Annotated in this window: 25 protein-coding genes; 7 read left to right on the top strand and 18 right to left on the bottom strand. The window is 64.5% G+C overall.

Annotated elements, in window-relative coordinates; translation table 11 throughout:
- Positions 1–17 precede the first annotated feature (17 nt).
- The 10 genes from ACFI9K_RS02875 to ACFI9K_RS02920 all read right to left on the bottom strand — a co-directional run bounded on the left by ACFI9K_RS02875 (position 18) and on the right by ACFI9K_RS02920 (position 13,122).
- Complete coding sequence (locus tag ACFI9K_RS02875) at positions 18–2,198, bottom strand: molybdopterin-containing oxidoreductase family protein (protein WP_462662153.1); 2,181 nt, start codon at positions 2,196–2,198, stop codon at positions 18–20.
- Between the two features lie 119 nt (positions 2,199–2,317).
- Entirely contained in the window at positions 2,318–2,998 is a 681-nt protein-coding gene (locus tag ACFI9K_RS02880) for a MadR family response regulator transcription factor (protein ID WP_222092799.1), read from the bottom strand.
- The gene (locus ACFI9K_RS02885) at positions 2,995–4,362 is read right to left on the bottom strand and encodes a MadS family sensor histidine kinase (RefSeq protein ID WP_462662154.1); all 1,368 of its coding nucleotides are present in this window, start codon (positions 4,360–4,362) and stop codon (positions 2,995–2,997) included. Before ACFI9K_RS02885 ends, ACFI9K_RS02880 begins: the two co-directional genes overlap by 4 nt.
- Complete coding sequence (locus tag ACFI9K_RS02890; protein ID WP_462662448.1) at positions 4,362–5,540, bottom strand: iron-containing alcohol dehydrogenase; 1,179 nt, start codon at positions 5,538–5,540, stop codon at positions 4,362–4,364. Before ACFI9K_RS02890 ends, ACFI9K_RS02885 begins: the two co-directional genes overlap by 1 nt.
- A 191-nt stretch (positions 5,541–5,731) precedes the next feature.
- The gene (madC, locus tag ACFI9K_RS02895; RefSeq protein ID WP_462662155.1) at positions 5,732–7,249 is read right to left on the bottom strand and encodes a MadC family VWA domain-containing protein; all 1,518 of its coding nucleotides are present in this window, start codon (positions 7,247–7,249) and stop codon (positions 5,732–5,734) included.
- Entirely contained in the window at positions 7,246–8,283 is a 1,038-nt protein-coding gene (locus ACFI9K_RS02900; RefSeq protein WP_462662156.1) for a MadB family AAA-type ATPase, read from the bottom strand. Before ACFI9K_RS02900 ends, madC begins: the two co-directional genes overlap by 4 nt.
- An 84-nt stretch (positions 8,284–8,367) precedes the next feature.
- A complete protein-coding gene (gene mdo / locus ACFI9K_RS02905) occupies positions 8,368–9,639 on the bottom strand; it encodes an NDMA-dependent methanol dehydrogenase (protein WP_222092796.1) in 1,272 nt (423 codons plus the stop codon).
- 196 nt (positions 9,640–9,835) lie between these two features.
- Positions 9,836–11,068: an MFS transporter gene (locus tag ACFI9K_RS02910; protein WP_462662157.1), complete on the bottom strand. Its 1,233-nt coding sequence runs from the start codon at positions 11,066–11,068 to the stop codon at positions 9,836–9,838.
- Between the two features lie 75 nt (positions 11,069–11,143).
- Positions 11,144–11,920 (bottom strand): glutamate racemase, encoded by a 777-nt coding sequence (locus ACFI9K_RS02915; RefSeq protein WP_462662158.1) that lies wholly within the window; start codon positions 11,918–11,920, stop codon positions 11,144–11,146.
- Complete coding sequence (locus ACFI9K_RS02920) at positions 11,917–13,122, bottom strand: cystathionine gamma-synthase (protein WP_462662159.1); 1,206 nt, start codon at positions 13,120–13,122, stop codon at positions 11,917–11,919. Before ACFI9K_RS02920 ends, ACFI9K_RS02915 begins: the two co-directional genes overlap by 4 nt.
- An 82-nt stretch (positions 13,123–13,204) precedes the next feature.
- On the opposite strand from ACFI9K_RS02920, the gene ACFI9K_RS02925 reads away from it, so the two are divergent.
- Positions 13,205–14,377 carry an acyl-CoA dehydrogenase family protein gene (locus ACFI9K_RS02925; protein WP_462662160.1) on the top strand — a complete coding sequence of 391 codons (1,173 nt, stop codon included), beginning with the start codon at positions 13,205–13,207 and terminating at the stop codon, positions 14,375–14,377.
- A gap of 22 nt (positions 14,378–14,399) precedes the next feature.
- Here the strand turns inward: ACFI9K_RS02925 and ACFI9K_RS02930 are convergent, their stop codons facing one another.
- Both ACFI9K_RS02930 and ACFI9K_RS02935 read right to left on the bottom strand, forming a co-directional pair.
- Positions 14,400–15,356, bottom strand: a complete 957-nt coding sequence (locus ACFI9K_RS02930) for a 2-hydroxyacid dehydrogenase (RefSeq protein WP_462662161.1) — start codon at positions 15,354–15,356, stop codon at positions 14,400–14,402.
- 24 nt (positions 15,357–15,380) lie between these two features.
- A complete protein-coding gene (locus ACFI9K_RS02935) occupies positions 15,381–16,766 on the bottom strand; it encodes a cystathionine beta-synthase (protein WP_462662162.1) in 1,386 nt (461 codons plus the stop codon).
- A 62-nt stretch (positions 16,767–16,828) separates the two neighbouring features.
- Between ACFI9K_RS02935 and ACFI9K_RS02940 the strand changes: the two genes are divergently transcribed.
- Together ACFI9K_RS02940 and ACFI9K_RS02945 are read left to right on the top strand one after the other, a co-directional pair.
- Positions 16,829–17,875, top strand: coding sequence for an SGNH/GDSL hydrolase family protein (locus ACFI9K_RS02940; protein ID WP_462662163.1), 1,047 nt, complete (start codon positions 16,829–16,831; stop codon positions 17,873–17,875).
- A gap of 72 nt (positions 17,876–17,947) precedes the next feature.
- The gene (locus ACFI9K_RS02945; protein ID WP_222092790.1) at positions 17,948–19,168 is read left to right on the top strand and encodes an acetyl-CoA C-acetyltransferase; all 1,221 of its coding nucleotides are present in this window, start codon (positions 17,948–17,950) and stop codon (positions 19,166–19,168) included.
- Between the two features lie 67 nt (positions 19,169–19,235).
- Here the strand turns inward: ACFI9K_RS02945 and ACFI9K_RS02950 are convergent, their stop codons facing one another.
- Positions 19,236–20,084: a Bax inhibitor-1/YccA family protein gene (locus ACFI9K_RS02950; RefSeq protein ID WP_462662164.1), complete on the bottom strand. Its 849-nt coding sequence runs from the start codon at positions 20,082–20,084 to the stop codon at positions 19,236–19,238.
- Positions 20,085–20,282: 198 nt separating this feature from the next.
- Between ACFI9K_RS02950 and ACFI9K_RS02955 the strand changes: the two genes are divergently transcribed.
- Positions 20,283–20,708, top strand: coding sequence for a hypothetical protein (locus ACFI9K_RS02955; protein ID WP_222092788.1), 426 nt, complete (start codon positions 20,283–20,285; stop codon positions 20,706–20,708).
- A 3-nt stretch (positions 20,709–20,711) separates the two neighbouring features.
- On the opposite strand, the gene ACFI9K_RS02960 is transcribed toward ACFI9K_RS02955, so the two are convergent.
- Positions 20,712–21,839, bottom strand: coding sequence for a class I SAM-dependent methyltransferase (locus ACFI9K_RS02960; protein ID WP_462662165.1), 1,128 nt, complete (start codon positions 21,837–21,839; stop codon positions 20,712–20,714).
- A gap of 82 nt (positions 21,840–21,921) precedes the next feature.
- Here ACFI9K_RS02960 and ACFI9K_RS02965 point away from each other — a divergent pair, with 82 nt between their 5' ends.
- A complete protein-coding gene (locus ACFI9K_RS02965) occupies positions 21,922–22,044 on the top strand; it encodes a hypothetical protein (protein ID WP_462662166.1) in 123 nt (40 codons plus the stop codon).
- 10 nt (positions 22,045–22,054) lie between these two features.
- On the opposite strand, the gene ACFI9K_RS02970 is transcribed toward ACFI9K_RS02965, so the two are convergent.
- The 3 genes from ACFI9K_RS02970 to ACFI9K_RS02980 are packed head-to-tail and all read right to left on the bottom strand — an operon-like array spanning position 22,055 to position 24,000.
- On the bottom strand, positions 22,055–22,579 hold the full coding sequence (locus tag ACFI9K_RS02970; RefSeq protein WP_462662167.1) for a peroxiredoxin: 525 nt from the start codon (positions 22,577–22,579) through the stop codon (positions 22,055–22,057).
- A gap of 33 nt (positions 22,580–22,612) precedes the next feature.
- Entirely contained in the window at positions 22,613–23,380 is a 768-nt protein-coding gene (locus tag ACFI9K_RS02975) for a tyrosine-protein phosphatase (protein ID WP_462662168.1), read from the bottom strand.
- 47 nt (positions 23,381–23,427) lie between these two features.
- Positions 23,428–24,000 carry an antibiotic biosynthesis monooxygenase gene (locus tag ACFI9K_RS02980; RefSeq protein ID WP_462662169.1) on the bottom strand — a complete coding sequence of 191 codons (573 nt, stop codon included), beginning with the start codon at positions 23,998–24,000 and terminating at the stop codon, positions 23,428–23,430.
- A gap of 170 nt (positions 24,001–24,170) precedes the next feature.
- Here ACFI9K_RS02980 and ACFI9K_RS02985 point away from each other — a divergent pair, with 170 nt between their 5' ends.
- Positions 24,171–24,692: an Lrp/AsnC family transcriptional regulator gene (locus ACFI9K_RS02985; RefSeq protein WP_462662170.1), complete on the top strand. Its 522-nt coding sequence runs from the start codon at positions 24,171–24,173 to the stop codon at positions 24,690–24,692.
- Positions 24,689–25,834 carry an NAD(P)/FAD-dependent oxidoreductase gene (locus ACFI9K_RS02990; RefSeq protein WP_462662171.1) on the top strand — a complete coding sequence of 382 codons (1,146 nt, stop codon included), beginning with the start codon at positions 24,689–24,691 and terminating at the stop codon, positions 25,832–25,834. Before ACFI9K_RS02985 ends, ACFI9K_RS02990 begins: the two co-directional genes overlap by 4 nt.
- Before the next feature lie 64 nt (positions 25,835–25,898).
- Here ACFI9K_RS02990 and ACFI9K_RS02995 read toward each other — a convergent pair whose 3' ends face one another.
- Complete coding sequence (locus tag ACFI9K_RS02995) at positions 25,899–26,513, bottom strand: TetR/AcrR family transcriptional regulator (protein WP_462662172.1); 615 nt, start codon at positions 26,511–26,513, stop codon at positions 25,899–25,901.
- Between the last annotated feature and the right edge of the window lie 94 nt (positions 26,514–26,607).

The raw sequence follows: 26,607 nt of genomic DNA on the forward strand, positions 1-26,607 counted from the left end.
TCGTAGAAATGGGGTAGTCAGGCGTCGTGTGCCGCAACCTCGACGAGGGTGTCGGAGAACGTCGGAGCGTTTCCGAGGTCCGCGAACACCGTCGGGTTGAGCGACGCCGGAGTCGACAGAGACAGCATGTTCTTGCGCCACGCACCCATCGCACAGACGGTCACACCCTGCATGACCGACTTGTCCAGCTTGGCAACAACAGTGAATTCGCCCCGATCGTTGAACACCCGCACCACGTCACCCGAGCTGATTCCGCGGCGTTCGCCATCGACCGGATTGACCAACAGCGTCGGCTCCTTCTGCACCTTGCGATGCATGTCGAGATTTCCGAAGCTCGAATTCAAGTACGCGTGCGACTTGGGGGTGAGCAGATTCAGTGGATACTTCTGCGCCAATGCAGGATTGGACCTCGCCGACTCGCGGGGCGGGATGTAGTGCGGGAGCGGATCCACCGGCTGTCCCGGCTGGTGGTCGTTCGATCCCTGCCGGAACAGCGGCAACACGAAGTTGCCACCCGCAGCGGCCGAGGACAGAAACTCGGTTTTGCCGGACGGAGTACGGAAGTTGCCCTCCGCGTGCGGCGCGTACTCGTCGGGACCGGGGAGATTGAGGCGCTGCCACCCGAGCTTTTTCAGCGAGTCGATCGTGATGCCCTCCATGGCGGGGGCGTTCCAGTCGTAGGACAGTGCGATGAGTTCCTCGTCGGTGCGCGAGAACACCGGTTCGGTGAAGCCCATCGCTGCGGCCAGACGACGAAACAGCTCGGTATTGGGGACGGCCTCTCCGATGGGCTCGATCGACCGATTGTTGTACGTGACGAACAGATGGCCCCAGGAGAAGTTGATGTCGTCCTGTTCCAGCTGTGTCGTGGCGGGCAGGATGATATCGGCATAATCGGCTGTGTCGGTGATGAAGTGGTCGCTGACGACGGTGAACAAGTCCTCGCGGCTGAGCCCGTCGACCATGCGCTTCTGATCCGGACACACCACCACCGGGTTCGAGTTGTAGACCATCAGTCCTTTGAGGGGCGTGTCCAGATTCAGCCCGCCGGTCAGCGCCTCTCCCAGCTGATACAGATTGATCACGCGGGTACCCGGAGTCTGCAGATCCGTCTGCAGAAACTCCGGCCAGTTCACTGGAAACGCCCACAGTGGCAGCTGGAGAATGCCGCCACCGGGCTTACGCCATGCCCCCACCAACGACGGGAGACACGAGATGGCTCGTACGCTCTGACCGCCCCCGGCGCTGCGCTCGATGGCGACGCCGATGCGAATCACGGACGGCTGACTCTGCGCGTATTCCCTGGCCAGCGTGTAGATGTTCTCGACGGGAATGCCTGTCTCCTCGGAGGCCCATTCCGGGGTGTACTGCTTCACCCTCTCGGCCAATTCGTCGAAACCGATGGTGAAGCGTTCGATGTAGTCCGCGTCGGTCAGTCCCTCGTCGATGATGACGTGCATCATCGCCAGGGCCAGAGCGCCGTCGGTACCGGGACGAATGGGGACGTACCAGCTCGCGGCCTTGGCGGTTCTGGTCTTGACCGGATCGATCACCACCACCTTGGCCCCGCGCTTCTTCGCCTCGGCCACATAGGGCCACAGGTGCAGGTTGGTGCTCATGATGTTCGACGCCCAGATGAGAATGAACTTCGAGTGGACGAAGCTCTCGGGGTCGACGCCTGCCGTGTCGCCCACCGTCATCGCGTACGCAGTGCACGAGCCGGCATCGCAATAGGTGCGCTCGGCAACCGTCGCCCCGAGTCGATTGAAGAACGCATCCCCCACGTTCAGACCCTGCGTGATTCCCTGGGTGCCGAGGTAGTTGCACGGCATGATCGCTTCGGGGCCGAATTCCTCGGCGATGGCGGTGAATTTCGCGGCGATGGTCGCGACCGCCTCGTCCCACGAGATTCGCTCGAAGCGGCCGGAGCCTTTCGGTCCGGATCGCTTGAGCGGGTACAGCACTCGTTCCGGGCTGTAAACCTTGTCGAGATAGTTGTCCACTTTCACGCAGAGGCCACCGTTGGTGTACGGGTTCGTTTTGCTACCGCTGACGCTTGTCGCCACTCCGTCCTCGACGGTCACCACCATCGAGCACGAATCCGGACAGTCCTGCCCGCAGGCCCCCAGAACGGTGAGCTCCTTCGGGCGGTCGGCAGGAGCGTCGTGTGGGCGCGTGTCGTCCTGAACAGTCGTCATGGGTGCTCCTCGGCGTGGATGTCACTGGTGTGTGTAATCCGTAGCCTGCACCGCGAAGACGCTCCCGACAGGACGCCGAGTGCCGTCTACTTTGCACTCTGCGCCCGAAGGCCCACTGCTCAGATCAATCCCTGTTTACTCGCGGCGTAGACGGCCTCGGCGCGTCGAGACACCGCGAGCTTGCGCATGATGTTGCTGACGTGGAATTTGACCGTGGTCGCCGAGATGAACAGCCGACTTCCGATCATGTTGTTGGACAGCCCCGTCGCCAGTAGGCGCAGCACTTCGAGCTCCCTCTCGGTGAGCCGCTCGATGCTGCTGGGCGAGCCGTTGAGGGAACGAACGACCGCCGATGCACTCCGCGAATCGAACGCGCTCTCCCCGCGCGACACGGCACGGATCGCACGAACCAACTCTGTGGTGTCGACGTCCTTGACCACGTATCCCCGGGCTCCGGCGTGCACAGCTTCCACCACCAGACGATCGTCGAGAAAAGTCGTCAGGACGAGTAGCCCGATTCCGTTGTGCGCCTTCGACAACTGTGCACACAGGGCAAGCCCCTCGTAGTCCGAGCTGGCGGACAGCTTGAGATCCATCAGTACGATGTCGGGTTCGACGCGTGCGACGACGGCCAACCCTTCCTCCCGCGTCGACGCCTCCCCCACGATCGTCAGGTCCGACTCGCGTTCGAGCACCGAACGCAATCCATCGCGCAGAATCGCATGGTCGTCGACCAGGACGATGCGAACGGTGGGCGGTGCCGCCTGAGCCGAATTGTCTCGAACCGCGGTGACGCTCATGCTGTGCCCTTCGTGGGATTCTGGTCGAGCGGAATGCGCACTGCCACTCGCACGCCCCCGGTACGAGCGCGGCGGATGTCGAAAACGCCGCCGTGCTCGCGGGCGCGAGCTGCCATGTTCGCCAATCCTCGATGTCGACCATCGACGTCGGTCGTTTCGGACAGGTGCAACATCATGCGTAGATGTGCCGGATCGCCGTTCCCGTCGTCGGCTACCGACAACTGGACCTGATCCGCGGAGTACGTCAGCCGGAGAACAGCGCGCGAAGCATGCGCGTGTACCGCGGTGTTGAACAGGGCCTCTCCCGCAATGCGCAGCAGCGCATGTTCGCATTCACTGCTCAACTCGACGGGAGTTCCGTCCACTCGGAGCGAGACCTGCAACTCGTCGGGCATGTGTACCACCGAGAGTTGCTCGAGCATCTCGGGCAGGGACGTGCGATCGGCATCCTGCGGATGGTTGAGAGCGTAGATGGCCGAGCGCAATTGCTCGACGGCCCGCCGCGTCAGTTCCTTGGCCAGATCGAGCCGTTCGCCGCGCTCCTGCGCCGGGATATCGCTGCGGCACACCTCGATCTGCATGCCCGCCGAGAGCACCGCCTGAGTCACGCTGTCGTGCAGCTCTCGGGCGATCCGGTGACGCTCGTCGTCGAGGACCTGATGCCGGTGTGCAGCACCCAATTGGCGTTGCGTCGCCTCGAGTTCGGCATTTCGAGTCGCGAGATCGGCAGCTGTCCGGTTGGCCTCCGCATATGCGTTCTCGGTACGTTCGAGAAGTTGCCGCCGACTCTGGAACAGTGCCGAATTCTGTAGCGCCACAGCAGTTTGGCTGGCCAGGATGCTCAACACCGCCGCGTCGGTGGCGTCGAGAACGCGCAGCTCACCGGTCCACGCGGCGATCGCACCGACGACGCCACCGTCGAATGCGATCGGCACGAACGCATGATGGGCAGAGATCACCGGGGCTGCGCCGGCTCCGTGGGACGACGACTGAATCGACTCGATGCAGTCGATGACGTCCTCGGGCAGCGGCGGCCCCTCGACGTTGTCGACCAAGAACGGGGTCGCATCCGGTCCCAGTACCAACCGGCGTGGGCCGGCATCGGGCAGTGCTCCGTCGGCGAGCGCGAACACCACCCACTGCGCGCTCAGGTGCGCCCGCGCGGCTTCCGCGACCGCGCACACCAGCGTTTCCGGTCCGTCCACCGTCCGCACCAGAGCCCGAGAAATCAATTCCAGCGCGTAGACAACTCGTTCCAAACGTTCTGCCGCGCCTCGATACTGGGGGTAGAAGGTGTTCTTGCCCGATCGCAGTCCCGTCAACAGCGACAGGTCGGGCCCAGGGGCCGCATCCGGTCTCGACATCACAACGCCGACCTGAACAGATCGACTATCTCCCGATGGGTGGCCGACCGAGGGTTCGTCGACATACACGCGTCGTGCAATGCGTTGGTGGCCAACACATCCAGATCGGATTCGCGCACCCCGATTTCCGCGAGCCCGGTGGGGACACCGACCTGACGGGCGAGGCGGTCGACTCGATCTGCCACGGCCATCGCCGCCTCCTCCGGCCTGGCTCTGCCCTCCGGCAAGCCGAGGCTCGTCGCGATGGCCACGTACGGCAGCGGATCCTGAGCAGCATTGAAGCGGATGACATGCGGCAGCAGCACCCCGTTGATCACCCCGTGCGGCAGGTCCAGCAAGCCCCCGACCTGATGGCTCATGGCGTGCGTGGCACCGAGGATCGCATTCGTGAACGCCAGCCCCGCTTCGAGACTCGCTTGCGCCATGGAACCACGAGCGGTCATGTCGCCCGGCTCGTCGATGGTGTGAGCCAAGTGGGAGATCACCATGGTGATCGAGCGCAGGGCGTGATGGTCGGTGAGTTGATTGTGACCGAGCGAGACGAAAGCTTCGATCCCATGGGTCAGCGCATCCAAACCGGTTGCTGCATTGAGCCATTCGGGCATCGTGGTGAGCAAGCGCGGATCGATCACGGTGATGTCCGGAACCAACGCGCGTCCCAGGATCGTGATCTTGGTCGAACGCGCGGTGTCGGTGACGATGCAGAACTGGGATACGTCGGCACCGGTACCCGACGTGGTGGGCACCATGACCAGAGGCGGAATGGGACGAGTCGCCTGGTCCACTCCCTCGTAGTCGAGAATCCTGCCACCGTTGCCGGCCAGCACGGCAATACCTTTGGCGGCGTCCATGACCGATCCGCCGCCGATCGCCACCAGCACGTCGCACCCGAGTTCGGTGTACACGGCGAAGCCGGCTTCGACCTCGACATCCTTCGGATTGGGTGTGAGACCACTCCACAGCTGCGGCATCAGACCTTGCGCTGTGAGCAGATCGATCAGCTTTCCGGCCCAACCACTTTCGATCAAGCCGGCATCGGTGACAACCATCGGACGTACCCCACCGAGACGAAGGGCCGCGTGCGCCACCTCACCGAGCGAGTCCTGACCGAACACGATCTCCGGGTCATGAAACTTCAGTACGCGCGGTGACTCGGCTCGCACTCGTCGAGAATCCAGCTCGTGTAGCGCCTTTCCGATATCCGCAGTCGCCGCCTGATCCACCGTTGTCACCCTCACTGCATTGTCGACTCGAACGCTCTCGAGTCTGTGATTCAGGTTACAACTCTACGAGGCCTGCCGTGGGGATTCCTACCCGCGACCGAACAGGTTCCTACCTGCCCGTTCGGGCAGGTGAACCGCACCGCCGGTCAGGACAGAGCATGTCCCAGATCGGCGGCCTGCGCCGTCAACTGTTCGCCGTCTCGTGCTACCACCACGCGGTCGCAAAACTGCTCGTAGTCCTCCATCGAGCACGCTGCCTGCGCCCAGTAACGGCGGGCCTCGGGGGTGATCCAGGCGATGCGATGCACCTTGGACCGAATCTTTTCCAGAGCGTCGAGTCCCGGTGGGCGTCCGTTGCACCGACCATCGCCGACGATGATCAGCGCAGTCCGCTTGTTCAGCGCCTCACCGTGCGAGTCCAACAACGCGGCGAACGTGGTGCCGTAGTCGCTGCTGGCCTCCAGGTCGAGTCGAGCATCTGCCAACACGGCAGCCAGTGCGCCGTCGCCCGTGCTCGCGAGCAGGGTGGTCGTCACGTCCACCGGCGCGTCGACGAAGCCCATCACCGTGCACCGGTGCGCGCGCGAATGCATCGCTTGCGCGAGTCTGAGCGTGAACGCGGTGATCGGGCGCACCGACAACGAGACGTCCGCCAGCACCAGTACCCGAACCTTGTCCGGAACCGGCGTCTTGGTCACCAGCCGGAACGGAATGCCGTCCGTGCGCAGGCTCGACCGGACCGTGCGCCGCATGTCCAGCGGGCCCCGTGAGTGTTCACGCGGCCGGGGCCGCGGAGTCCCCCGCATGTGACGCAAGATCTCGTGTGTGGCTTTCTCGATCTCGGCATGACGGTCGATCGCCCGATCCACACCATCCACGGGTACCGCCGCCGACATCGTCCCGGTCAACTCACCCAGCGCGGCCACGAAAGCCTCGACGGCATCGGTGATCCTGTCGAGCATCGCCGCGCTCAGTGGTTCCGCATCGCCACCGTCCCCGTACACGCTGCGGGCGTCGTAGGCGTCGAACCAGGCCAGGATGCTCGCCGGATCTTCCCAGTTCAGTTGCCCGGCAACCGCTCCGCTCGTACTCGACGCCAACTCCCCTGCCGCCGTCGAACCGGAACGCTCCAGATCGACGGTGTAGGTGACACCGCGTCGACCCATGTCGCCGTCGGTGTCGATCGACAGATCGTGGTCCTCGGACGACAGGCTGATGTCGTCGTCGTCCTTGTGCGGGTTGAAGCCCTTTTCTGCCTCCGGGGCGTCGAGCAGATCTCCGATCTCGACGGCACGCTCGTTGTATTCGGCGTATTTCGCCGCCTCCTGGTCGGCTCCCACATCCAGATCGGTCGGGAGGCCGCCCGCCACCTGTGCACCCACAGCCGAGCGAGGCTCGTCCACAGCCGTGTTTGCCACGTGCCGAAACATCGACTCGAACGCAAGGTCGAAGCCCTGCTGTTCGTGATCGTACTTCGCGCACGTGGCACGCAGTGCCGCGCACAGAACCGTCAGGTCACGTGCCCCCAGCAGCCCGAGCACGCGTCGTACCTCGATGACCTCGGCAGGCGACGCCGGCACACCGAATCGCCGCAGCGTTCTGCCGAACACTGCCGACAGCACGTCGAGTACCACCGATGCCGAGAACGTCTGATGCACAGTCATCGTCGGATTCCGATGCCACCCTTGTCACGTCCGCCGTGTCCACGAAATGCTGTCGCGGTCGTGTTGACGACGGCTCCGAGCGATGTCGTTGCAGAGGCTGTCTCGGTGGTCGGCCCTGCCAACGCGATCTTCATGTCGGACGAGTACTTGACCAGCGCGGCAAGCAGGTATTTGCGGGTGTCCTCGGTGTGGCCGAGGACCGATGCGATACGAGCAGCGTCGATGACCTCCGAGATCGACGGGCTCTTGCGCAGCGGCAGCTCCCGCAGTTCCGTTGCCAGTGCGACGATGTCGGCCGCGACGTCGGCAGGCACCTCGGGAGCGCGAGCGGTGACGATCTCGCGTTCGCGCTCGGCCGTCGGGTAATCCAGATGAAAGTGCAGGCAACGGCGCTTGAGGGCCGACGACAGCTCACGAGTGTCGTTGGAGGTCAGAATGACCCACGGATCACTCCGTGCCGTGAAGGTGCCCACCTCGGGAATGGTCACCTGCTTCTCGGCGAGCACCTCGAGCAGCAGGGCCTCCATCGATTCCTCGGTGCGGTCGACCTCGTCGACGAGCAGCACCACCGGCTCCTCGGACAGAACCGATTCCAGCAGGGGCCGGACGGACAGAAACGGCTCGGAGTACAGACCGAAATCCTTGGCCGCGAGCATCTTCGAGGCATCGTCGATATCGGTGACGTGCTGGGTGAGCGCACCGATGTGTTCGCGCAGCATCTGCACGTGCAGCAACTGCTTGGCGTAGTCCCACTCGTACAGGGCTCGGTTGTCGTCGAGGCCTTCGTAGCACTGCAGACGCACCAGCTTGCGCCCACTCGCCGCGGCAAGAGATTTCGCCAGCTCTGTCTTACCGACGCCTGCTGGGCCTTCGAGCAGAAGAGGGCGATCGAGCGCTGTCGCCAGATGCACCACGGTGGCGAGGTCGTCGTCGGCGATGTAGTCCTGCTCGGCGAGCGCACTACGCAGATCCGCGGCGTCGGTGAATCTGACGGTGTCGGTGTCGTCGCTACGCACTGTCGACAGCGAGGTCATGTGTTTCCCTTCGGAATGCGGCTGCGCCGCATGTGAGTGGAACTTCGTAGCCTGCTACGAAGTTCCACTCACATGGGTTGTGGGTCAGTACGATTCGTTGATCGCGTGTGAGACGACGGGAATCATCGACTCGACGGTGACCTCGCGCGGGTTGCCCGGGGTGCACCAGTCGTCCTGGATGTGCTCGGAAATCTTCAGCACCGACTTCTCGTCGCCCTTGATCACGTCGCCCTTGCCGGCGTACCTGCCGGTGTTCATCCGGTTCTTGTCGTAGGTCGCCGATCGAATCGACCCGAAGTTGTCGGGAATGCCGACATCCTTGGCCAGCCTGATGGCGGCCTCGACGGCGGCGTCGGCCGCCTGAACGGTGGTCATGTTCCGGGTGTCGACGCCCATGGCGACGGCGATCTCGGCGTACCGCTCGTAGCGTGAAGGCAGGTTGTACTCCCACACGCGCGGCAACGCGATGGCGTTGTTGAGCCCGTGCGCGCTGTCGTAGAAGGCGCTGATCGCGTGCGAGATCGAGTGGATGATACCGAGTCCGCCGGAGTTGAAGGCCTGTGTCGCGATGTACTGGGCGTTCATCATGCCCTCACGAGCCTTCAGATTGCCCGGGTCGTACACGGCTTCACGAAGATGCTTGGACACCAGGCCGATGGAGTAGATGGCATTGCCCAGCGACGGCGCGAAATCGAGACGCGAGACGTACGGCTCGGCACCGTGTGCGAGAACGTCGAACCCACAGAACGCGGTCCACTGCTGAGGACAGGTGTAGTAGAGCAGCGGATCGTCCAGCGCCAGAGTCGGTGTCGACGCCTCATCGAAGGCGAGCCACTTGTGCGGCTTGTCCATGTCCGAGGTGTCGGTGATGACATAGGCCCAGGATGTCTCCGAACCTGTACCGGCAGTGGTCGATACGGCGATGTGCGGCGGATTCTGCTTGTTGGTGGACTTGGAGAAGCCCTCGAACTCGTTGATGTTGCGGCCGTCGTGGGCAACGACGACGCGTATGCCCTTGGCCGCGTCATGGCTGGAACCACCACCGACGGAAATGACGCTGTCGCACTTTTCCTTCTGGTAGAGCGCGGCACCGTCCATGACGTTGTAGTCCTTGGGGTTGGACTCGACCTTGTCGTAGAGAACCACCTCGACGCCCTGGTATTCGATCTTGCCGATCAGTTCCTCGATGATGCCCGATCCGCGCAGACCGGTCGTGACGAGCAGCGAGCGCTTGAATCCGAGTTCTTTGGCCTCGACACCGATCATGTCGTGGGCACCGACTCCCAGCTTGGCGCGCGGTAGCGGGTGAAACTCCTTGATGGGGAATTCCCAGATCTGATTGAGCTCGATAACCATCGGTGTCTCCTCGGTGAGTGTGAGTCGGAGACGCCATCCTCTGTGATCGGCGTCTCACTGATGACCACACTGACGACCCGGCACCGTGTTGGGAACAGCCGGCCGGGTGAACTCTGCCAACGACGCACCGAACTACCCGATCGGGCAGGGAGCCGTGCTCATCCTCGGTACAGGTCGGCCGAGCGAGACTGCTGCACTACCGATCTCGACGCGCTGCGACAGAGAATCCGAGTACCGAGATCAGTGCGAGCACGATGACGAATGCTCCGTAGATCTCCACCGTCGTGCTGAGCCCCAACCGGTGCACGGCCAGTCCGGCTACTACTGCGGGCACGCTGAATGCGAGATAGCTGATGACGAATGTCGTAGCGAACACTCCACCGCGCTCTGCGGCGGGAACCATTGCACCGAGTGTGCGCATCGCACCGAGAAAAGTTGCTCCCCAGCCCGATCCGGCAATCACCGCACCGACGAAATACAACACGATGGAGCCGATCTGTACCGACACCAGAGTGAGGGCGACACCCGCGGCCAGGACCGAGGCTCCGATCATCATCACCGAGCGAGGAAATCCCTTGCGCACCACAGCGGCTGCTATCGAGCCGGAACCGAACAGTGCGAAGATTTCCAACCCACCGACGATGTGGTTGTCGATGCCGAACACTGTGCCGATGATCGACGGACCGAGCGAGAGGTGAAACCCGCCCAATGACCAGGTCGCGAACAGAGCGGGCGCGATGAGAAGAAACGGTGCTCTTACGGACTTCGGAATGGACGCTCGCGGCAGCAGCGTCGACGCGAGGTGTCGTCGAGAATCGAAGCCTCGCAACGCCGAGGTCTCGGGTACGAACAGCAGTGCCACCGCAAGGACCGACGCCGCGCCGATCAGCAGGGCGAACACGAGGATCTCCGGCGCCGGTGCCAACTGCACCAGCAACCCGGCACCGAGCGCCCCGGCCGCCAGACCGAACGACGGGGCCACGCTGTTGAGCAACGGCCCGGTCGACACGGTGGGCTGCAGATCGATGATGGCCGCACTCATGGCACCCGTAGCCGCACCTGCTGCGATTCCCTGCACGACGCGTGCCGCGATGAGGAGCGGCACGCTGTCGGCGACGATGAACAGCACCAGGCTGACGACCAACAGCAGCAGGGACGCGACCAGAATCGGTTTGCGCCCGATGTGGTCCGACAGGCTACCGACAGTGAGCAACGTGAACAGCAGGGCGAGTGCATACACAGCGAAGATGACCGTGAGCGTGATCGCGCTGAATCCCCACGACTGCTGGTAGACCGGATACAGCGGGGACGGTGCTGCGGAGGACGCCATCAACACGACGAAGGCCACGCCGACCACCCAGAAGGCGTACCGATTCGGCATTCTGACGGCACTGCGTCCGGCACTACCCCGCACGTCCATGTCGACCATGTGTTGTCCCTCCGCTGCAGTGACCGTTACTTCAGTGAAAGACAACGCGTAGGACGGTCTCGCATTCCCGACGACTCAGAGTCGGTGCGCTTGCGCCCCGTCGAGCAACAGCTGCCCTTCGGGATAACGTTGCGCACTGGCAGGCAATTCGCCTTCGACGCCGCTGAGCCACACCGATACGCGGCCGGAGCCGGAACCACCCGGCGAGACCTCGTCTACCCGTCGTATCGTCTGGTTGGCCACAGCCTCGGCGCTGTCGAACATCGTCACCCCGATGGGCAGGCGAGCCACGATCTCATCCCGCACCAGCGGGTAATGCGTGCAGCCCATCACGATCGACTCGACGTCATCGGGGGTCGACGCCACCGCAGCAGCGATGGCCGCGCTGATCCCACGTTCGTCGCCGCGGTCGATCGAATCGGCCAGACCATGGCACGCCACGGTGGTCACCGTCCGATGCGCCGCGAACTCCTCGATCAAGCGGGCCTGATACGCACTCGCCGTTGTTGCTGCCGTCGCCCAGATCGCAATCCGATCACTCACTGCCGCAGCAGGTTTGATCGCCGGCACGGTACCGACGACGGGAACCGAGTCACCCAATGCAGCCCGCACGTGACTCAGCGCCGTCACACTGGCCGTATTGCACGGCAGTACCACCACCTCGGCTCCGAGTTCGACGGCATGCTGGGCGGTGCCCACGACCCGGTCGATGACCCATCGATCCGATTTGGGACCCCACGGGGCATTGTCGGGGTCCATCAACAGCACCAGATCGAGCTCGGGACGCAGTCGGCGCAGCCGCGCCGCCGTCGGAATCATGCCCAGGCCCGAGTCGATCAGTGCGACGATCACGCCAGCGCTTGCTCTACGTCACCGACCAGATCGGCACCGTCCTCGATCCCGACGGACAGCCGCACCAGATCGTCGGGTACCTCGAGCAGGGAACCTGCCGTGGACGCATGCGTCATCGCGCCGGGGTGTTCGATCAACGATTCGACGCCGCCCAGAGACTCCGCGAGTGTGAAGATTTCGGTCTTCGCGCAGAAGTCGAGTGCCGCCTGCTTGCCGCCGGCCAGGCGCACCGAGACCATGCCGCCGAAGCGTCGCATCTGCTTCGCGGCCACCGCGTGGGACGGGTGCGATTCGAGGCCCGGGTAAATGACCTGTGAGATCGCCGGGTGTCCGTTCAGGAATTCGACGATCTTCTCGGCATTGTCGCTGTGCCGTTCCATGCGCAGCGCGAGGGTCTTGATGCCGCGCAAGGTCAGGAACGCGTCGAACGGTCCCGGAACTCCGCCTGCTCCGTTCTGCAGGAACGCGAACGCCGTATCGAGCTCTTCGCTGTCGGTCACCAGTGCGCCGCCGACGACATCGGAGTGTCCGCCGATGTACTTGGTGGTCGAGTGCAACACCACGTCGGCACCGAGGCTCAAAGGCTGCTGCAGGTAAGGAGATGCGAAGGTGTTGTCGACGACGAGCTTGGCTCCACCCTCGTGCGCTACACCCGAGAGCGCCTCGATGTCTCCGACGTTGAGCAACGGGTTGGTGGGCGTCTCGACCCAGACGAGCTTGGTGTTCGGTCGCATCGCCGCGCGAACCTCGTCGACGTCCGACACCGCGGCCACCGAGTACTCGATGCCCCACTGGGTGAAGACCTTGTCGATCAATCGGTACGTGCCGCCGTAGGCATCGTTGGGAATGACGAGGTGGTCGCCGGGACGCAGCGCCGAACGCAGCAAGCAGTCCGTTGCCGCCATCCCCGAGGAGAACGCTCGCCCGTAGCTACCCGACTCGATGGCCGCGAGGTTCGCCTCGAGCGGTCGACGCGTCGGGTTGCCGGTGCGCGCGTACTCGAATCCGCTGCGCATACCGCCCACGCCGTCCTGGGCGAAGGTGGAGCTCGCATAGATCGGCACGTTCACCGCGCCGGTCAGCGGATCCGGCTCGTAGCCGGCGTGTACCGCCTTGGTGGAAAAGCCCTGCTGACCTGCCGGGGTCGTTCCGCGGGCTCCACTCCCGGAGGTGTTGTCTGCCTTGCTGCGCTGCTCACTCATGCCCTCCACACTAATCGGCCTGCGTCGCCCGGCGGGGTCGTGGGTAACCTGCGAAGACAACCCCCAGCGGAAAAGAGGCATCGTGGCCAACTCCCAGAGCGTCGACGAACTGTTCGCACTCGATTCACTCCTCGACGACGAGGAACGCCAGATCCGGGACACCGTGCGCAAGTTCGGCAACGAACGCATCCGTCCGCACATCGCGGACTGGTTCGACGAGGGCACCGTTCCCGCTCGTGAACTCGCCAAGGAGTTGGGATCGCTCGGGCTACTCGGCATGCACCTCGAGGGCTACGGCTGCGCCGGAACATCGGCGACGGCGTATGGCCTGGCCTGTCTCGAACTCGAAGCCATCGACTCCGGCATCCGCTCGCTGGTCTCGGTGCAGGGCTCGCTGGCGATGTTCGCCATCTGGAAGTACGGGTCCGAGGAGCAGAAGCAGCAGTGGCTCCCGGGGATGGCCGAGGGATCGCTGATCGGCTGCTTCGGTCTCACCGAGGCAGACTTCGGATCCAACCCCGGCGGCATGCTCACCCGCGCCAAGCGCGATGGCGAAGACTGGATTCTCAACGGCAGCAAGATGTGGATCACCAACGGACCGGTCGCCGACGTCGCCGTCGTGTGGGCGCAGACCGACGACAAGGTGAGAGGGTTCGTTGTACCCACGGACACACCGGGCTTCACCGCGAACACGGTGAAGAAGAAGCTCTCGCTGCGCGCCTCGATCACCGGCGAATTGGTCTTCGACGACCTTCGCCTCCCCGCCGATGCGATGCTGCCCGAGGCCCGCGGTTTGAGCGGGCCGTTGAGCTGCCTCAACGAAGCCCGCTTCGGCATCATCTTCGGCGCGATGGGTGCCGCACGCGACTGCCTCGAAGCCGCTGTCGAGTACTCGCAGACCCGCGACATCTTCGACAAGCCATTGGCCGGCTATCAATTGACACAGGCGAAGATCGCGAACATGGCGCTGGAACTGGGTAAGGGCGAATTGCTCGCGCTCCACCTCGGCCGGTTGAAGGACGCGGGAAATCTGAAGCCCGAGCAGGTCAGCGTCGGCAAGCTGAACAACGTCCGCGAAGCCATCGGCATTGCCCGTGAATGCCGAACGATATTGGCAGCCAACGGAATTACGCTCGAATACCCGGCACTGCGCCACGCCAACAACCTCGAATCCGTCCTGACGTACGAGGGCACGTCCGAGGTCCACCAATTGATCGTGGGAAAGGCGGTGACCGGGATCGACGCGTTCCGCTAGATCGACCTCCGGACGACTCGCCCTACCGAAGGTCGCGTGGTCCCGAACCAGTCGGGCCGACCACGACATTCGTCGGACGCCCGCCACCTGCGTACAGATCGAGTTGGTGGCGGGCAATGTTCCAGGCACGCTCCCACGCACCTGCTGTCATACCGGAGACGTGCGGAGTGAGCAGCAGTCCCGGAGCCGACCACAGCGGGTGCCCGGCGGGCAATGGCTCAGGGTCGGTGACGTCGAGCGCGGCGCGTAGCCGGCCGGCCGTCAGCTCCCGCAGCAGTGCCGCAGTGTCGACGGCACCCCCGCGACCGGCGTTGACGACGATCGCGCCGTCGTGCAACCGCGCCAGGAACTCGCCGTCGACAATGTGATGGGTCGACGGGTTCTCCGGCAGCATGACGACCACCGCGTCGGCGGTCGGCAACAGCTCGCCGACGTCCTCGAGCGCCAGCACGCCGGGCCTGGCGCGTCGGCCGTAGAGGATGACCTCCACCTCGAAGGGTGTCAGCCTGGCCGCGAGGTTGACCGCGAGATCGCCGGCACCGAGGACCAACACGCGCTTTCCCATCAGCGTGTCGGTGGTTTTCGGCCCCCACTCGCCGCGCTGCTGCTGCTCGCCGAACAGGGCCAGCTCACGGTAGATGGCCAGCAGCGCGGCCACCGCCCACTCCGCACACGATCCGCCGTGCGCGCCGCGTCCGTTGGACAGCATCACGCCGTCGGCGATGTGGGGCAGCCACTGCTCGTAACCGGCGTTGAGGGTCTGAACCAGACGCAAATTCGGCAGCTCCGAAAACCTGGCACCGACGGCGTCCGAATTCTCGTAGCCCACCACAACTACGGTGGCGTCCGAGTGCTCGGCGGGCCAGGGCTCACCGCCAACGTAGCGGACCGCCTCGAGACCCGGCGATTGCGCCAGCACCTCTTCGCCGAGCTCGTCGGGTACGAGAACCTTCAGGCGGGAAGCAGTCGAGGAAGTCACCTCCTCGACGTTAGTGCACCCGGCCTAGGCACCCTTGCTGAGGAATCCGAGCAGATCGTGGCGGGTGATGACGCCGACGGGCTTGCCCTCTTCGACGACCATCAACGCATCGGATTCGCCCAGCGCCTTGGTGGCGTCGGAGACGGTTTCGCCGGCTCCGATCAGCGGGAACGGCTCACTCATGTGCTTGGCGACCGGATCGGCCAACGCGGCGCGACCCTCGAACACGGCACTGAGCAGGTCCCGTTCGGTGACGCTGCCGGCGACCTCGCCGGCCATGACGGGCGGCTCGGCTCCGACGACCGGCATCTGGGAGACGCCGTACTCACGCAGAATCTCGATGGCGTCGCGCACGGTCTCCGACGGGTGCGTGTGCACCAGATCCGGCAATGCACCGGACTTTCCGCGCAGCACCTCGCCGACCGAGGTCTCGTGAGTCTTGCCATCGAGGCGTGAGCGGAGGAATCCGTACGACGACATCCACGAGTCGTTGAAGATCTTCGCCAAGTAGCCGCGTCCGCCGTCGGGCAGCAGCACGACGACCAGTGCGTCGGGACCCTCACGCTCGGCGACCTGGATAGCAGCAACGGCAGCCATGCCGCACGAGCCGCCGACCAACAGGCCTTCCTCGCGCGCCAGGCGACGGGTCATGTCGAACGAGTCGTTGTCGGACACGGCGATGATCTCGTCCGGGATGGACGGGTCGTAGGCGCTCGGCCAGAAGTCCTCGCCGACACCTTCCACCAGGTACGGCCGACCCGTGCCGCCGGAGTACACCGAGCCCTCGGGGTCGACGCCGATGACCTTGACCTTGCCGCCGGAGACCTCCTTGAGGTACTTCCCGGTGCCGGAGATGGTGCCGCCGGTACCGACGCCGGCGACGAAGTGCGTGATCTTGCCGTCGGTGTCGGCCCAGATCTCGGGACCGGTGGTCTCGTAGTGGCTGGCAGGGCCGGCCGGGTTGGCGTACTGGTTGGGCTTCCACGCGCCCTCGATTTCGCGCACGAGACGGTCGGAGACGCTGTAGTAGCTGTTGGGGTCTTCGGGCGCGACGGCGGTGGGGCACACGACGACCTCGGCACCGTAGGCACGCAGCACGTTGCGCTTGTCCTCACCGACCTTGTCGGGGCACACGAACACACACTTGTAGCCACGCTGCTGCGCGACGAGCGCGAGCCCGACACCGGTGTTGCCGGACGTCGGTTCGACGATGGTGCCGCCGGGCTTCAACTCGCCGGAGGCCTCGGCCGCGTCGATCATCTTCACGGCGATGCGGTCCTTGGACGAACCACCCGGGTTCAGGTACTCGATCTTGGCCGCGACCGTGCCGGCACCGTCGCCGATGACGGAGGACAACTTCACCAACGGGGTGTTGCCGATGAGTTCGGTGATGTGCTGTGCGATGCGCATGGCTCCATCTTCCCAGATGCAGGTATCGGACTCTCGGCCACGGCTGTCGACACCCGCATACGATGGTGAGAGGGCACGACGAGAGGGATCGATCTGTGACGGCGAGCGGATGGCGCACCGCTGCGAAGGCGAGCGCCGCGACGGTACTTGCGGGCTCTGGAGCAGGGACTGCGTCCTGGGCCGCCTATCGACATCTGATGGGCCAGGCTGCCGCGGCGCGCGGCGTCATCGGGCGCACTATAGCCAAGCCACCCGAGGCGGACGGGGTCTACACCGCCGGCTGCGCAGCCCCGGAGCGGTGGCGTCTGGGAAGTTCAGCAGATATTCATCTGATGATCTTCGGCGACTCCACTGCCGCGGGTGTCGGCTGCACCGTCGCCGACGAAGTTCCCGGGGTCCTGCTCGCGCGCGGGTTGGCCGAGGAAACCGGCCAGCGAATCCGCTTGAGCACCAAAGCAATTGCCGGTGCCACGTCCAAGGGCCTCGAAGGTCAGGTCGACGCCATGTTCGTCGCCGGGCCACCTCCCGATGCCGCAGTGATCTTCATCGGCGCGAACGACGTCACCAAGAAATTTTCCATCCCTGCCTCGGCGGCCAGGCTGGGTGACGCGGTCGAGCGATTGACCGCCAAGGGCTGCGTCGTCGCGGTGGGGACGTGCCCCGATCTCGGTGTCGTCACAGCCATTCCGCAGCCGCTGCGCACTGTCGTCCGCAATTGGGGTCGGCGACTGGCTCATGCTCAGACGGCCAGGACGCTCAGTGCCGGCGGGCATCCGGTGGCTCTGGCGGATCTGCTGGCACCCGAGTTTCTCGCCGCTCCCGACACGATGTTCTCCGCGGACCGCTTTCACCCGTCCGCCGCGGGATACGAGTTGGCCGCCCAACAGATTCTCCCGGTACTCGCGTCCGCGTTGGGTGTCTGGCACGGCGGTCCCCTGCCCGAGCTACCGACCGTCTCCGCTGCCGCCGAATCCCGCAAGGCCATCCCCCGCGCCACCGCCGCCCTCGACCGTTTCCTACGTCGTCGAACCGCCGAGCTCGATGCCGAGATCAGCAGTGCGTCGGACGATCTCGTACGTCGTGCCGGGAGTGGATCGGCGGGGTTGTAAGTTCGGTCAGGAGACATCGCCCACCCGGCGGTAGCACTGTAGTTCCGCAGTATCGATCACAAAGGAGATCTCATGCCAGAGGCAGTCATCGTCGCCACCGCGCGCTCACCGATCGGAAGGGCGATGAAGGGCTCGCTCAAGGACATTCGTCCCGACGACCTCACCGCTCAGATGGTCGCCGCTGCGCTGGCCAAGGTGCCCTCTCTCGACCCCAAGGACATCGACGATCTCCTTCTCGGCTGCGGTCTGCCCGGCGGCATGCAGGGCAACAACCTCGCTCGTATCGTCGCAGTTCAGCTCGGCTACGACTCGCTCCCCGGAACGACGATCACGCGTTACTGTTCGTCCTCGTTGCAGACCACCCGGATGGCGCTGCACGCGATCAAGGCGGGCGAGGGTGACGTCTTCATCTCGGCCGGTGTCGAGAGCGTCTCCAGCTTCATCCACGGCAGCTCGGATTCGCTGCCCGAGAGCCACAACCCCATCTTCGCCGACGCCGAAGCGCGTACCAAGAAGGCACAGGAAGAGGGCGCGGACAGCTGGACCGATCCCCGCGAGAACGGCGAGTTGCCCGACGCGTACATCGCGATGGGTCAGACGGCAGAGAACGTTGCGTTGCTCACCGGCATCACCCGTGAGGATCAGGATCACTGGGGCGTCCGCAGCCAGAACCGTGCCGAAGAGGCGATCAACGCCGGCTTCTTCGAGCGGGAGATCACCCCGGTGACCCTGCCCGACGGCACCGTCGTCAGCACCGACGACGGCCCCCGCGCCGGCACCACCTACGAGAAGATCAGCCAACTCAAGCCCGTCTTCCGGCCGAACGGCACCATCACCGCCGGTAATGCGTGCCCGCTCAACGACGGCGCAGCCGCCCTCGTCATCATGAGCGACACCAAGGCCAAGGAGCTGGGTCTGACCCCGCTGGCTCGGATCGTCTCCACCGGTGTCACCGGCACGTCCCCCGAGATCATGGGCCTCGGCCCGATCGAGGCCACCCGCAAGGCCTTGAAGATCGCGGGTATGTCGATCTCCGACATCGATTTGTTCGAGATCAACGAAGCCTTCGCGGTGCAGGTCCTCGGCTCAGCGCGCGACCTCGGCATCGAGGAGGACAAGCTCAACATTTCCGGCGGAGCCATCGCGGTCGGCCACCCGTTCGGTATGACCGGTGCCCGCATCACCACCACGTTGCTGAACAACCTGACGACACAGGACAAGACCTTCGGGGTCGAGACCATGTGCGTCGGCGGCGGCATGGGTATGGCAATGGTGCTCGAACGCCTCAGCTGAACCGGGCCATCGCAACGAAGAAGCCCCGCCCTCCTCGACGGAGTGGCGGGGCTTCTTCGCGTAAGAACTAGTCGTTCTGGAAGTAGCTGAGCAGACGCAGGATCTCGACGTAGAGCCACACCAAAGTGATGGTCAGACCGAGAGCGACGCCCCACGCAGCCTTCTCCGGTGCCTGTGCACGAATCAGCTGATCGGCCTGATCGAAGTCGAGCAGGAAGCTGAACGCCGCGATACCGATGCAGACGAGGCTGAAGATGATGGCGATGGGTCCACCGTCACGGAGTCCGAAGCCACCGTCCATGAAGAAGCTGGCGACGAGGTTGCCGAGCATCAGCACGACGACACCGATGAGAGCACCGACCACCATGCGGGTCAGGCGCGGGGTCACCCGGATGGCACCGGTCTTGTAGACGACCAGCATGCCGAAGAACACACCGAACGTGCCGAGGATGGCCTGGCCGATCAGCGTCGAGCCACCGGCTCCACCGAACTCGATGCCGGTGAACACGAGCGACAGTGCGCCCAGAAAAACACCTTCCGCAGCGGCATAGGCGAGGACGATGAACTTGTTGTCCATCTTGCGCCCGAAGGTCGCGAACATGACCAGGCCGAAGCCGATCAGGCCACCGGCGATCAGAAGAGCCGGAGCAGCCGACGGATTGGCCGAGGCGTACAGGTACGAAAGAATCGCAGTGACGGTCAGAACACCGAGCGTGATGCCGGTCTTGGTGACGACGTCGTCGATGGTCATGGCCCGCTGAGCGGGCTGAGTGGTGTACGGATCGGCCTGGGTTCCGGGATGCTGGCCGAACGTGGCGGCCTGCGAGGCTCCAGCCGTCGCAGATCCGAATGTGGCATAGCCGCCGCCCTGCTGCTTGGGCAGGTTGCGGAACACCGGGTTGCTGGAGGTGCGCACCGTGTCTCTTCCCTTCGTAAAGTTCTGATCCCCACCGGGGATCTCCCCGTCGGTCACCAGTAGAACGTCTGATATCCGGACAAAAGTTCCCGAGCCGAGAACTTCTACGACGGACAAATCGGACTCTACCGGTTGGGGGCCTCATACGCGGACACGACTGCGTGTGTGACACCGGATCGAAACGGGCACTATTGAAAAATGGCAATCGAAGACGACACCGACCAGACACTGGATCAGAGCGAAGGCCTCGACTCCGACGAGGTGCGCAACGACGACGGCGACACCGTGGTCGATCCCCCGGATCACTGGAGCGAAGCCAACAGCTTCGGCACCACCGCGCGTGAAGCCGCCGAGGGCGAAAGCCTCGACCTCAAGCTCAGCGAGGAAGAACCCGACATTGCCCTCGAGGAAGAGCTCGAACGGCCGATCACCGAAACTCCCGACGACGAACTGACCGAGGAACTGGTCGACCACGTCATCGAGGAGTCCGACGAGGACCCCGACGTCGACTACGCGGAGGGTCAGCGTCAAGCCGAGATCGTCGAGGGCACTCTCGTCGAGGATCGCGGCCGCGACCGAGGCCAGACTTCCGGGACCCCGGAAGACGGCGGCGCAGTCATGTGAGACTTACCGTTGCTCGCTCGGGCGCACCGAGCGAGCAACGGTGAACTTGCCGTTACGTCCCATCGAATCGGTGGGGCCGACGGCCTCGGCCAGCTCGCGCCGATAGTTCAGATGGGTGTTGAACACCGTCCACAGCTGACCGCCGGGCCGCAGCACTCGGCCGGCCGCCGCGAACAATTTGCTCGCCCCCCCGGTGTGGACGGCTGCGCCCTCGTGAAACGGCGGGTTGCACACGACCAGATCGATCGACTCGTTCTCGAACGTCGACATCGCGTCGTCGGCGACGACGGAAATCTGCGTGCCGTTCGCCGCCGCCGTCGCCGCTGCCGACGCGATCGCTGCGGCAGAGCGGTCGGTGGCGATCACCTCGAGATTCGGCCGGGTTCGAGCCAGCTCGGTGGCGAGAATCCCTGTGCCACAACCCAAGTCGACGGCTCGGCGAGCACGCGGCAACATCTTCGGTACGTATTCGAGCAGGTACCGAGTCCCGATGTCGAGACCGGCTCCCGCAAACACCGCACCGTGCGCAACAACGGTCATGTCCACATCGGCAATGCGATTGCTCACCGGATACGTCATGCCCGACGCCGCCGCCCCGGTTGCGGTGAGCACTCGCGCTTTCTGCCTGCCCCGTCCGACCGTGACCGAGTGGAAGGACCGTCGCAGTACGTCATTCATGGCGGGGGTCATGTGCTTGTCTCGCCCACCGGCCAACACGATCACGTCCGCCGTCGCGTGCGCCGCGATGTGCTCGGCGACCTCGGTGAGCTCGGCCAGACCTCGCGGCAACTGCATCAGCACCGTGCCGACGCCGTCGAGGAGTTCGGAACCGAGAGCGTGCTGGGTGTACGAGCCTGTCATGCCGACCCGCGCGGCGTTGAGTTCGAGTGCCCGCGCGCTGGTGACTGCATCCTGGTGGACGCGCACGTTCGTGAAGCCCAGCGCTACTGCACCGAGGGTGAGGGCCCCGTAACGATCGCCGATCACCGCGATCGGTGCCGTTCGGTCGATTCCCGGACGCTCGTCGACGGTGTCGAGGACGAGTCGATCCGCGGCATCGACGGCATACAGGTTGGGTGCCTCGGCGTCGGGTTCGCGGCGAAGGGCGTCGAACAGAGTGTCATCGGGCACCCGAGCAGTATCCCACTCGGGGAAGTCCGCTGAGCCCGCGCGGCGAGTGGCTATTGCGGTCGATCAAGGGCATGCTCGGGGGATGGAAGACAAAGACAAGAACGAGGCGCTGTTCAGCCACCCCGACGACGCATCGACCGATGCACACGCCGAAGCAACCAAGCCTGCCGTCTACACCGCCCTGTTCAGCGGCGCAAACGACTAGCGAGCAGCGTTCACGAGAGGTAACGCAGGTACTCCAGCGCCTTGGTCGCATGGACGTGACCGCGTTCGCTCCGCACCACCATCCGCACCACTCGGTGCCGATCTATCACGAATGTCGTCCGTTTCACGGACAACAATTGCCGAAGGTATCCCCTGTCGGCAGCATGCGCGCGACCGCGCTCGAGCTCGCGGAGCCGACGCCGTCGGGTGAACCACCCGCCTCGCCGCACTCCGAACTGCTCCGACACCGCACCGTCGGAATCGGACAGCAACGGAAAGTCGAAGGATCGCTGCAGAGCGAAATGCTGATTCTTGTCCCGGGTGTCGGTGCTGATCCCCACTCGTTGCGCACCGAATCTGCTGAATTCCGTTCCGAGATCACGGAAATGGCACGCCTCGGCTGTGCAGATGGGGCTGTTGGCCGCAGGGTAGAAGAACAGCACCACCGGGCCCAGCTCCGTCAGCTCGGTGAGAGCACGGAAGTCACCCGAGTGATCGGGGAGCTCGAAATCCGGGGCCGTCTGTCCGATTCGCATGACGCAGAGGGTACCGCTCAGTTCTGAATCGGCTCAGTCCTGAACCAATTCGTCGACCAGCCGTCCGCGCAGTCGATCGTCGATACCCAGGTGGCTCAGATACGCATCGAATGATCCGTAGTGCGACATCACTGCCTGCATTCCGTGCTCCAGATAGGACGCGCGGACTCCCAACAATGCCTCCCCGGGCACTCCGGCAGCATCGACACCCGCCCACGTCCGGCGTATGTGCGCGAGCAGCGGCTCCACCGCCGCGTTGCTGACGAGGTAGTCGGCACGGATGTCGTCCTCACTCACTCCGACGGCTCGCAACACTGTCGCAACCGTCCAGCCGGCCCGATCCTTTCCTGCGGCGCAATGCACTAGAACGCCGCCTCGGCCGGCAGCGATGGCCTCGACAACCTGCCTGATCGCGAGTGCGGCCCCGGGCAGCACCGGATACGACGCGTAGGAGCGCAGCAGGTAGTTCACCTGACTCTGTTCGTCGTGAGTCGGAGCCTCGTGCGGAGCGCGCCCTCCGGTGTCGTCCCGGAACGGCATCGAGATCGACTGCACGCCGTCGGGAACTTTGTCGACACCACTTCGTGCGACCTCGGAATCACCGCGCAGATCGACGACCGTTCGTATGCCGAGATCGAGAACGGCGCGTGCGCCGATTTCGGTGAGGGCACTCAATTCCGATGCGCGATAGAGCTTTCCGGGGCGGATTCGCGAGCCGCCGGCAGTGCGAACCCCGCCGAGGTCTCGGAAGTTCCAGGCCCCGTCCAGAGCGAACTGGTTCTGGACTGGGGCGTCGGGCATGCCTCGAACTGTATAGAACCCCGGGCCCGACCGATGGCAAGCCGAGCTCAGGCGCGCGGTACGAGCCATTTCCGCAACCGGGAGGTCACGAACGGCATCACCACGTAAACCATCAACGGGGTGCACATCATCACCACGACTGCGGTGCGTACAGCTACGTTGAGCCCCGCCAGATGCGGTGTGAGAACGATGTTGACGAGCAGGCTGACGGCATAGAACGCCACACCGATCGAGATCGCCTGCTTCCACCGGGGCGGCGGGCCGCCGATCACTCGAACTGCGTCGGTCAGGTTCGACTGCGGCTCGAACCATCCCTCGACGCCGGAAAGCCTGTGTGTCGCAACATCGTCGGCGATCGAACGGCCGATGCTCAGCCAGCGCCGTCGCTGCTCCGAGCGCAGCCATGCGTCGAGGTCGTCGTGGGTCTCGAATCGGTACACCACGTGATAATCGTTCGATCCGCCGGAACTGCGCAGCCAACCACCACCGAGGAATCCGGGGAAGGTTCGGACGAGATCGATACCGCGATCGGTCCATTCGACGAATTCCGCCTCGTATCCCTCGCGAACACGCCGTGCGACCGAGGTCGTGACGTGATCGAGCGTATCCGTCGTGGTCATGCGGTACCCCTTCTGCACGTGTCCGGTTGTCCATACGTGTTCTACACAGAGTGCGGCCCAGTGGACCCACTTTCAAATCAGGGCTTCGATCGTAGATATATGGCCTCCACTTGGTTCGACTGTGGCAATCTGTCCACATCGACACCGTAAGAACGACCGGAAGTGGACGGATGGCAGAGACCGAGTACGAGCTCGACGACGTGGATCGACGCATCGTCACCGAACTGAGTCGCGACGGCCGAATGTCCATGCGAGCGTTGGCCGAGGCGACCCATATCTCCCGTGCACACGCCTACGTGCGCGTCGATCGCCTCCTGGAAGAGGGTGTCATCGAGGGGTTCACCGCACGCATCGCCTACGAGAAGGCGGGAGTCGGCGCGTCCGCCTATGTGGCGCTGTCCATTCGGCAGGACTCGTGGCGTGCCGTCGCCGACGACCTGAGCACCTACCCGTTCGTCGAACACATCTCTCTGATGGGCGGAGATTTCGACGCGCTCGTTCTGGTCCGCGCTCCGGATACATCGGCGCTACGACATCTGGTCCTCGACAAGTTGCAGGGACTGGACGGAATATTGTCGACCCGAACCTGGCTGATTTTCGACGAGGCGATCGGCCCCGGCGCGCAGTGGACCGCCGAGCCGAAGAACAACCAGCCGAAGAACAACCAGCCGAAGAACGGGAGGACTCGATGAGCAGCTCTGCGCACGACGCGCACACCGCCGACGTCCTGGTGATCGGCGGGGGAATCGGGGGCGTTTCGCTCGCATACGAACTCGCGAGCGAACACCGAGTCACCCTGCTCGAGCGTGAGACGACCCTGGCTTTCCACACCACCGGACGCTCGGCGGCTCTGTTCTTGGAAACCTACGGCAACAGCGCGATTCGTGCACTGACGACGGCCAGCCGAGACTTTCTGGAGAACCCGCCGGAGCACTTCCGATCTCGATTGCTCGCCCCGCGCCCACTGCTGCAGTTCGCTCGCACCGGTAGAGGCGACGCACTCGAGGCAATGTATGCCGACGTCAGCCGGTTGACGCCCGACGCAGAACTGCTCTCCCCCGCCGACGCCCGCACGTTCTTCCCGCCGCTGCGCCCCGAACTGGTCGATTGCGCTCTGTACGAACCACATTCGATGGAGGTGGACGTACATGCCCTGCATCAGGGCTACGTGCGAGGGCTCCGTCAGCGGGGCGGCCGTGTTTACACCGGGACCGGGGTGAGGTCACTGAGCCGCATCGACGGTCGGTGGCACGCGCACACCACCGACGGGTCGACTCACACCGCGCCGATCGTCGTCGACGCAGCGGGCGCATGGGCGGATGCCCTCGGGGCGATGGTGGGTGCCGATCCCATTGGACTCGTCCCCATGCGTCGTTCGGTGTTCATGGTTGCCGCACCCGACGATCTCGATACCGGTGCCCTGGCGACTCTGAGCGACATCGACGAGACGTTCTACATCAAACCCGAAGGCACACAACTGTTGTGCTCACCGGCGGACGAGACACCCACCGAGCCCAGTGATGCCCGTCCCGACGAGTTGGAGATCGCGCGGGCATTCGACGACATCGCGGAAGCGACCACGCTGACGGCGCGCCATGTGCGGTCGTCCTGGGCGGGCCTGCGCAGCTTCGTGCCCGACCGAACGCCGGTCGTCGGATTCGACCCGAACATCGAGGGCTTCTTCTGGTGTGCAGGCCAGGGTGGGTACGGAATTCAGACGTGCGCCGCTCTGGCCCGAGTGGGGGCGGCCCTGCTCCGGCGAGAACCGCTTCCGGTCGACGTGACCTCGAAGGGTCTGCGAGCGGACGACGTGACACCGAGCCGCTTCGGATGAGAGGCGCTTCGCGCCACGTGCACGCAAACTCGACCGATACTACGAAGTACCACGCACAACGACGTCAACGGGCCACGCGTCGCAGGGCTTTCGTCGTCGTTCGGTAAATGGTCACCAGATCGGCGTCCTCGCCGCTGTCGATTCGTTCGGCCCAGTCGTCGAAGGCGATGCGCATGACCATCCCGGCTCCCTCGACCAGCAACCGTGCATAGGACCGTGATTCGTGTCCGCCGAGCTTGGTTGCCACCGAATCGGTGACGCGGCACAGCGTCATGGCTTCGGTCGCGAAGGCGGCCGCCCGCAGGTGATCGTCGCGCCCGATCAACCGGCGCGTACGCAGCAGGCGGTCCCTCGCCTCGTGCGGCGCAGCGGAAAATCGTTCGACGGACTGCTCGTACAGTGCTTCGATCGCAGTGAGGGTGATGTTCTCGGGTGCCGTCGACGCCAACCACGCGTCGATGTCGAGCTCGAACTCGGGGGCGAGGCCCAGCACCGACTCTTCCTTCGACGCGAAGCTACGAAAGAACGTGCTGGGCGATACTCCGGCCCTGCGGGCGATCTGGTCGACCGTCGTCGCGGCACAGCCTTGCGTCTCGAACAGTTCGAGAGCAGCCCGAGTGATCTCCAGCTGAGTCTCTCGGCGGCGTCGCTCGCGCAGATCCGGTACTTGTTCGCTCATCGTCGTCCATCCATCGGTCACTCTTCTGCATTCAGCTGTCAACTTACCACCAGTATTCAAGTTGACAGTCACTGTCACGATGATTCAAGCTGTC

This window comes from Rhodococcus sp. PSi06, assembly GCF_054960675.1.